Annotated in this window: 1 pseudogene; it reads right to left on the bottom strand. The window is 62.8% G+C overall.

Annotated elements, in window-relative coordinates:
- Positions 1-266 (bottom strand): annotated as a pseudogene (locus tag R0J92_RS23525) (antiporter); the annotation flags it as partial.

Genomic DNA, 266 nt, shown 5'->3' with positions numbered 1-266 from the left:
GCGCTGCCCGCTTCGGTCGCGACCATTGCCGGATCGCCGCCGAGCTTGCCGAAGATACCGGCGGTGATGACCAGCGGCACCACGAACTGCACGACGCTGACGCCGAGATTGCCAAGGCCCGCATTGAGCGCTGCCGCATTGCCCTTCTCGTGCTTGGGGAAGAAGAACGAGATGTTGGACATGGAGGAGGCGAAGTTGCCGCCACCGAAGCCGCAGCAGAGCGCCAGAGCCAGGAAGATGAAATAAGGCGTATTCGGGTTCTGCAC

It is taken from the genome of Tritonibacter sp. SIMBA_163, assembly GCF_046535935.1.
In the GTDB taxonomy this organism is placed as follows: Bacteria; Pseudomonadota; Alphaproteobacteria; order Rhodobacterales; family Rhodobacteraceae; genus Epibacterium; species Epibacterium scottomollicae.
The sequence above is the reverse complement of the archived record's forward strand: the minus strand, read 5'-3'. Positions and strand labels throughout refer to the sequence as shown.